We start from the raw sequence: 556 nt of genomic DNA, 5'->3' as shown, positions 1-556 counted from the left end.
TTTTGTAACAGTAAAAGGGACATTTTGTAACGGTAAAAGGGACATTTTGTAACGGTAATAGGGACATTTTGTAAATTAAGTCACTTATATTCTTTATTATCTATATAATAGGTGTTATAATTCGTTTAATCATTATTATAGAGGGACATTTTGTAAATTAAGTCACTTATATATTTAGAGAGGAGTTTTTTATGTCTGGTGAAACAGTAGTATATAGAAATGAGATGAATTTAGTCCCATTAAGACGTTTTGAGATGACTGAAGTAGATTTATTTTTTACATTATGCAATAAACTTAAAGAACAGGATACGAGAAAAGTAATTATTCCTTTTGAAGAATTAAAATATTTAAGTAACTACTATACACGTTCTCAAGAACGTTTTATTAATGATTTAGAGCACGTATACGATAAAATGTTGAATCTAACATATGTGGAGCGTAATGATAGGTCTTTTGAAAAATTTGTTTTATTTACTTCATACAAAGTAGATTTAGACGAAGAATGTTTATCTATTAGTGTTAATCCCGAAGAATGTTTATCTATTAGTGTTAATCC

At 27.0% G+C, this 556-nt stretch carries 1 protein-coding gene; it reads left to right on the top strand.

Annotated elements, in window-relative coordinates; translation table 11 throughout:
• Nucleotides 1-191: 191 nt before the first annotated feature.
• On the top strand, nucleotides 192-556 hold a 365-nt coding region (locus AB4Y80_RS16910; protein ID WP_442215497.1), incomplete at its 3' end, for a replication initiation protein.

Origin of the sequence: Specibacter sp. RAF43 (assembly GCF_052114065.1) — a bacterium.
In the GTDB taxonomy this organism is placed as follows: Bacteria; Actinomycetota; Actinomycetes; order Actinomycetales; family Micrococcaceae; genus Specibacter.
This window is presented reverse-complemented; position numbering and strand designations above follow the sequence as displayed.